Origin of the sequence: Pseudomonas sp. SM4 (assembly GCF_051913165.1) — a bacterium.
Lineage (GTDB): Bacteria > Pseudomonadota > Gammaproteobacteria > Pseudomonadales > Pseudomonadaceae > Aquipseudomonas.
The window spans coordinates 148,381-155,395 of the sequence record NZ_JBODOE010000015.1; the positions used below are offsets into that span (position 1 = coordinate 148,381).

General features: G+C 58.5%; 4 protein-coding genes, 1 rRNA gene and 1 pseudogene. 4 read left to right on the top strand and 2 right to left on the bottom strand.

Going from position 1 to position 7,015, the window contains the following annotated elements:
* Positions 1–3: 3 nt before the first annotated feature.
* Positions 4–1,029, bottom strand: a pseudogene (locus ACQ4MY_RS24820) (HAMP domain-containing protein); the annotation flags it as partial.
* A 312-nt stretch (positions 1,030–1,341) separates the two neighbouring features.
* On the opposite strand from ACQ4MY_RS24820, the gene ACQ4MY_RS24825 reads away from it, so the two are divergent.
* From ACQ4MY_RS24825 to ACQ4MY_RS24840, 4 genes are all read left to right on the top strand, one after another.
* The gene (locus ACQ4MY_RS24825; protein WP_045123304.1) at positions 1,342–1,842 is read left to right on the top strand and encodes a sigma-70 family RNA polymerase sigma factor; all 501 of its coding nucleotides are present in this window, start codon (positions 1,342–1,344) and stop codon (positions 1,840–1,842) included.
* Positions 1,842–2,843, top strand: a complete 1,002-nt coding sequence (locus tag ACQ4MY_RS24830; RefSeq protein WP_440096779.1) for a FecR domain-containing protein — start codon at positions 1,842–1,844, stop codon at positions 2,841–2,843. The genes ACQ4MY_RS24825 and ACQ4MY_RS24830 overlap by 1 nt, the downstream gene beginning before the upstream one ends.
* Positions 2,844–2,931: 88 nt before the next feature.
* Positions 2,932–5,436: a TonB-dependent siderophore receptor gene (locus ACQ4MY_RS24835; protein ID WP_440096780.1), complete on the top strand. Its 2,505-nt coding sequence runs from the start codon at positions 2,932–2,934 to the stop codon at positions 5,434–5,436.
* 77 nt (positions 5,437–5,513) lie between these two features.
* A complete protein-coding gene (locus ACQ4MY_RS24840) occupies positions 5,514–6,692 on the top strand; it encodes a PepSY-associated TM helix domain-containing protein (protein WP_440096781.1) in 1,179 nt (392 codons plus the stop codon).
* A gap of 71 nt (positions 6,693–6,763) precedes the next feature.
* On the opposite strand, the gene rrf is transcribed toward ACQ4MY_RS24840, so the two are convergent.
* Positions 6,764–6,879: ribosomal RNA gene (rrf, locus tag ACQ4MY_RS24845) — 5S ribosomal RNA — on the bottom strand.
* Positions 6,880–7,015: the final 136 nt, after the last annotated feature.

Consider the following 7,015-nt stretch of genomic DNA (forward strand, 5'->3'; position numbering starts at 1 on the left):
TCGCTCAACAAACTGGTTGAACGCGCTGCCCAGCTCACCAAACTCATCCTTGCTCTCAACCACCAGACGGCGGGTCAGATCGCCCTCGCCCTGAGCGATGTCCTGCATCGCACGGCCCATGGTGGTCAGCGGACGCATCAGCACATTGATCAACAGGCTCAGCAGCAATGCGATCGCGGCCACGGCCACGAACATCGCGATCAGCGCCGAGGTACGGAATTGGCTGAGTGCGGCGTAGGCCTTGTCGCGATCGATCGACAGACCGATGTACCACTCGGCATTCGGCAAATCAGTGACCGGGGTGAACGAGAGAATACGTTCCTGACCGTTGAGCACGACGTTCTGGTTGCCCTTCTCGATGCGTACGCTGGAGTTCGGGTAGATGTCTTTCAGGTTCTTCATCACCTGATCTTTGTCCGGGCTGACGATCACCTGGCCGTCACCGCTGACCAGGAACGCATGGCCGAGACCACCGAAGTCCACGGAATTGATGATCTTCACCAGGGTTTCCAGGCTCAAGTCACCGCCAACCACACCGAGCAGCTCGCCGTTCTTTTTCACCGGCATGGCAATCGTCACCACCAGACCACCGACGGCAGCCATGTACGGCGGCGTCAGCATGGTTTTGTCGGCGACGACCGCTTGCTTGTACCAAGGGCGCTGACGCGGATCGTAGCCGTCCGGCATCTTCGCGTCCGGGCGCTGGGTGAAGACACCGTTGGCCTGGCCGACGTAGGTGAACTGGAAGTTCGAGGTAAACGCCGGTTGATCGACCAGCCCCGGGAAATCGGCGTCCTTGCCCTGATGGGCAACGTTCTGCGCGAGGTTTTCCAGCACCAGAATTCGCCCGCTCATCCAGTTCTGCACGCTGCTGGCGGTCAGATCGCCGGCCTGCTGCACAGAGGATTGGAGGTTCTGGCGAATGGTGTTTCGCTGCAGATAGTCGTTGTAGAGGGTGAACAGCGCGAACGCCAGGACCACGACGCCCGAGGCGGCCAACAGGATTTTATGGCTGAACTTGAGATTCATTTCATGGGACTTCTTATGCGAAAAGTGGGGATGCGTTCCGGATGCAACATTCCATGTACAGCGCAGGCAGCGTTCTTCTGGCCGCTCTACTTTGGTGCACGCATGTCTCACCAGTCTGTCGGCACGCGCGGGAGAAATCTTAGGGCTATGTAGGAAATGGATGGCATTTCTGCCGAATTCCCGCCGAACGGCGTGCCAGAGCGTCCGCTGATGATTTTTTTCCGAGCGATGTTCGAGTGGCAGTTGCAAATTCGCCACCCCTTGCTGACAATGCGACTAATTATCATTTGTGACGTTCGGGCTGTCGCGTTCATGTCCTCACCTGAGTTTGCAGTACAGGCGCTCTACAGTACTCATCACGGCTGGCTCAATGCCTGGCTGCGTGCGCGGCTGGGCAACGCTGCGGATGCGGCGGATCTGGCGCAGGACACGTTCGTGCGTCTGCTGCAACGCACCGAACGCCTGGAGCTGAAAGCACCCCGCGCGTTTCTGCGCACGATTGCGCGCGGTCTGGTCATCGACCACTGGCGCCGTGAAGAAATCGAACGGGCGTATCTGGAAACCATCGCCCACTTGCCCGAGGCCGAAACGCCGAGTGCCGAATCCCGGGCACTGGTGATCGAACTGCTGGAAAGCATCGCGCGCATGCTTGAAGGACTGAAACCAAAAGTGCGTCAGGCGTTTCTGCTGGCCCAGTGCGAAGGTTTGAGCCACAAGCAGATTGCCGAGCAGATGAACGTATCGTTGCGTTCGGTCGAACGCTATGTCGCCGACGCGCTGTATCACTGCTACGTGCTGCGGTACGAAAGCTGATGGCTGTGGATAACCTCTCATTGGGCCGGCGCGCCGAACCGCAACAGAAGGTGGTCAAGCAAGCCATTCACTGGCTGCTGCGCCTGCGCAACAACCATGGCAACGCACGGCTGAACCGCCAGTGCGAGCAGTGGCGTGCCGAGCATCATGAACATGAACTGGCCTGGCAACGGGTGCAGTCATTACACGCCGAATTGAGCAACAACCTGCGCGCGGTACCCGGTGCGCATGTGGCGTTCAACACATTGGAAAACAGTGCGCAGGGGCTGGGCCGTCGTCAGGCCTTGAAGCTGTTGTCGGGCGCTTTACTGATGGGCTCGGTCGCGTGGTTGGCGAAAGACACCGCTGCCTGGCAGCAGTGGCGCGCCGATTACGCCACGGCGACCGGCGAGCGGCGCGGTTTTCAGTTGCCGGACGGCACGCGAATCGAGCTCAACACCGCCAGTGCAGTGGATCTGGATTACACCGCAGAGCAGCGCCTGATCAAACTGACCCGCGGTGAAATCGTCGTCACCTGCGGCGGCGCTGACGAAGGCGCGACCTTTGAACGGCCCCTGCGCGTACAAAGTCGCCACGGTATTTATGCGCCACAGGACGCGCGGTTCGTCCTGCGTCAGCAGAGCGATTGCACGCAACTCAGTGTCACCAGTGGCCGGGTGGCCATTCATTCCGGCGGTACGTCGATTGAAGCGCTGGCCGGACAAAGCTATCTGATCGATCACCATCAGGTGCGTCCAGCGCCGGCGCTGGATATGGATGTCGGCGCCTGGGTCGACGGCCTGATCGTCACCCGCAATATGCGTCTGGGCGACTTCCTCACTGAAGTCGGGCGTTATCGGCAGGGTTTCCTGAGTTGTGCGGCGGATGCTGCGGACCTGCGTCTTTCCGGGGTATTCCGACTGGAGGACACCGACAAGCTGTTGGCGATTCTGCCGCAGACCTTGCCGGTGCAATTGCGCTATCGCACACGCTGGTGGGTGACGCTGGAACGTGCGGTCTGAAAATATTTTGGCGGGTTTTCGCGGTCAATCCGGCTTGGTCAGTAAGCACTTCAATTCAAGCGTTTGCGACTTCCTACGGAAACCTACAATGACTGTCCGCGCCACCTGTAAGAACTCTCTGAATTTCACTGTCGAATCGGCCGTGTTGCGCCACGCGGTTCGCGCTGCTTTGTTGTCCACCGCGCTGGGCGTCTCAGTGTTGCCTAACCTGAGTGTGGCGGCCGCAACCGCTGCCAGTGAAGTCAGCCATCGTTACAACATCGCTGCCGGCCCTTTGGGTGAGGCGCTGAATCAGTTCGCGCGCCAGGCGGGCATCACCTTGTCGATGACGCCGCAGCAAACTCAGGGACAGCAGTCGCCCGGCGTACAGGGCGAGTATTCGACCGATCAGGCGCTAAGTCATCTGCTCGGTGGTTCCGGCCTCGAAGCGGTCAGCCAGGATGGCAGCAGCTACACCCTGCGCCCGCTCGCTGAATCCGCAGCGCTGGCCTTGCCGACCACCGATATCAAAGGCTTTGCCCTCGGCAACGCGCTGGGCAGCATGGACGGCTACAACGCCACGCACAGCCAGATCGCCACCAAAACCAGTACTGCGCTGCTGGAAACTTCGCAAAGCGTGTCCGTGGTCACCCGTGAGCAAATGGACGACCAGGGCTCGCAAACGGTCTCCCAGGCGATGCGCTACACCCCCGGCGTGCTGACCAATCCTTACGGCGCCACGCATCGCTACGACTATGTGGCAATGCGCGGTTTCAACGACGGCTCGGTGGACAACATCTACCTCGATGGCCTCAAGTCGATGGGCGACAGCGGCACTTACAGCACCATGCAGGTCGACCCGTATTTCCTTGAGCGCGTGGACATTCTCAAAGGGCCTTCGTCGGTTCTGTATGGTCGCAGCTCGCCCGGCGGCCTCGTCGCACTGACCAGCAAGAAACCGTTGTACGAGGCTTACCATCAGGTGCAAGCCACGGTCGGCACGCAAGGTCAGCGCGGGGTCGGTTTTGACTTCAGCGGACCGGTCGATGACGACAAGCGCGTTGCCTATCGTCTGACCGGGTTAACGGATCAGTCCGACACGCAATTCGACCACAACAAGGAAAAACGCTTTGCCTTGGCGCCGACCGTCAGCATCGACTTCAGTGAAGACACCTCGCTGACCCTGCAGGCGTATCTGCAACATGACCCGGATGGCGGTTATCACGGCGGCGTCCCGGCCGACGGCACGATCCATCAGCGCAATGGCAACCGGATCTCGCCGCACTTCTTCGAGGGCGAGCCGGGCATCGATGGTTATTCACGTGATCAACAGTCGTTCGGTTATCAGTTCGAGCATCGCTTCAACGATGTCTTCACGGCACGGCAGAATTTCCGCTACCTCGACTCCAAGGTGAACATGGACCAGGTCTACGCCTATGGCTGGACCACGCCGACCAGTAACGAACTGAACCGCTATTACACCGGCGGTGATGAGCGTCTGCATGCGTTTATCGTCGACAACATGCTGCAGGCGGAATTTTTCACCGGCGCGACCAAACACACGGTGCTGATGGGCGCGGATTATCAGCGGCGCAAAACCGTGGTCGACTGGACCAGCGGCGGTCTGGCACCGATCAACGCGTTCAACCCGGTGTACGGCAACTCGGCAATTGATATGTACGGCGAGACCAGTTACCTGCGCCGCCTGGAGCAGACCGGCGTCTACCTGCAAGACCTGATCGAGATGGACAAATGGCGTTTCTCGCTGGGTCTGCGCCAGGACTGGGTCGAGACGTCGGATGAAAACCGCATTGCCGAAGCGGGGCGTCCGCTGGGCACCGAAATCAATGACCGTCGCACCAAATTGACCGGCCGCGCTGGCGCCCTGTATCTGTTTGATAACGGTCTGGCGCCCTACGTCAGCTATTCCGAATCGTTCAACCCGAACTCCTATGCCGACAGCGCCGGCAATCCATTGGCGCCTACCGATGGCACGCAGTGGGAAATGGGCTTGAAGTATCAGCCGCCGGGCACCGACAACCTGTTCACCGCGTCGCTGTTCCGCATCGATCAGGAAAACCTGGCGACCAAACTGCCGCAGGAAAACTTCTATCGCGCTGTCGGTGCTGTCCGCTCCCAAGGGCTGGAACTGGAAGCGCACATGCAACTGACCGACAACCTGAAAGTGCTCGGCAGCTACACCTTCACCGACATCGAATATTCGAAGTCGATGGTCAGCACGCTGAGCACCCCGACCGATGTGATCGAGAACAAAGGTAACTCGCCGACTCAGGCACCGCGTCACATGGCGTCGCTGTGGGCCGACTATAAGTTCGACAGCGCGGCGCTGGATGGCCTGCGTCTGGGCGGCGGTGTGCGTTATGTCGGCTATAGCTGGGCGGATGCGGAAAACACCTTGAAGGTGCCGTCTTACACGCTGTTCGATGCATCGATCGGGTATGACCTGGGCAAGGTTGGCCTGAAGGGCGTCGATGTACGGCTGAATGCAAACAACCTGACCAACGAGTCCTACGTGGCTTCCTGTGCCAGCCTGAACTTCTGCTACATGGGCGAAGAGCGCAACGTCGCGGCGACGGTCAGCTATCAGTTCTAAACCTTTGTCCTGTGCATAAAAAAGCCAGCCCCTGAAATGTCAGGGGCTGGCTTTGTCGTCTCAGTGGGGAAATTTTAATGCGTGCGTTTCTGGTGTTGTTGCATCGCTATATCGGCTTGGCCACGGCGGTGTTTTTGCTGTTGGCCGGGATTACCGGAAGCATTCTGGCGTTCAATCATGAACTGGATGAGTGGCTCAATCCACAGTTCTACTCAGCGTCTGCGCAGGGTTCACGATTGCCTCCGGGCGAGTTGGTCGACGCGGTGCAGTCTGCGCATCCGAAGTTGCAGGTCTGGTACATGGAGTATCCGCATGAGGCTGGCCACACGGCGCTGCTGGCGGCGGTGCCGCGCAATGACCCAGCGACCGGCAAGCCGTTCGATGAGCGCAATCAGGTGTTCTATCTCGATCCGGTGACGGCTGAACAGAAGGGTCAGCGTTATTGGGGTGAGTGCTGTTTTCAGCGGGAGAACTTTGTCCCGTTCATTCTGGAATTTCATTACAACCTGACGTTGCCAGGCAACTGGGGATTGCTGTTGATGGGCCTGGTTGCAATCGCCTGGGTGATCGATTGCTTTGTGGCGTTGTGGCTGACCTTGCCGCGCGGCAAACCGTTCTGGAAGAAGTGGTCGACGGCGTGGAAGGTCAAGGGCGGACACGCCTATCGGCTTAACTTCGATCTGCATCGGGCTGGCGGATTGTGGTTATGGCTGTTGTTGTTGCCGATCGCGGTCAGCAGTGTGGCGATGAACTTGCCGAGCCAAGTGTTCAAACCTGTGGTGTCGCTGTTTTCACCCATTGAACCGAGCGTCTATGAAGCCCGAGGGCGAATACCCACCAGCGAGGTTGGGGTGACCCAACTGAGTTATCAACAGGCGTACGAAAGGGCATTACAGGAGGGAGAAAGGTTAGGGCTGACAGCGGCGATCGGGGAGTTGTATTACAGCTTTGAGTACAACTTCTACGGGGCAGGATTCGGACAGCACGACACAGAGGCACATGGCAAATCCTGGTTGTTCTTTCACGGTACGGACGGGCGATTGTTAGGGCAGGAGATTGCAGGGCAGGGAACGTTGGGGGAACAGTTTTACCGGTTGCAGTTACCGATACACGGTGGACGGATCATTGGTGTCACCGGGCAAGTGATGATCGCGCTATTAGGCATTTTGATTGCGGGGTTGTCAGGGACTGGGGTCTACATCTGGTGGCGCAAGTGGCAGGCTCGACGCATCAGCAAGGCTCGTAAAGCCATTTGACCGTGGGTTTTAGTGAACCTGAAATGACAAAACCCCTGTCTGCTTACGCAGACAGGGGTTTCGGAATTGAATCTTGACGATGACCTACTCTCACATGGGGAAACCCCACACTACCATCGGCGATGCATCGTTTCACTACTGAGTTCGGGATGGGATCAGGTGGTTCCAACGCTCTATGGTCGTCAAGAAATTCTGTATCTGGCCCGTCAACACGGTAACAGGCCAGCAAAAACGGATACTTCTACTAAAACAAAACCCCAACTGCTTTCGCAATTGGGGTTTCGGAATTTAATCTTGACGATGACCTACTCTCACATGGGGAA

Coding starts and splice junctions, on each gene's coding strand:
- ACQ4MY_RS24830 (WP_440096779.1), top strand. CDS start 1,842: ATGGCTGTGGATAACCTCTCATTGGGCCGGCGCGCCGAACCGCAACAG.
- ACQ4MY_RS24835 (WP_440096780.1), top strand. CDS start 2,932: ATGACTGTCCGCGCCACCTGTAAGAACTCTCTGAATTTCACTGTCGAA.
- ACQ4MY_RS24825 (WP_045123304.1), top strand. CDS start 1,342: ATGTCCTCACCTGAGTTTGCAGTACAGGCGCTCTACAGTACTCATCAC.
- ACQ4MY_RS24840 (WP_440096781.1), top strand. CDS start 5,514: ATGCGTGCGTTTCTGGTGTTGTTGCATCGCTATATCGGCTTGGCCACG.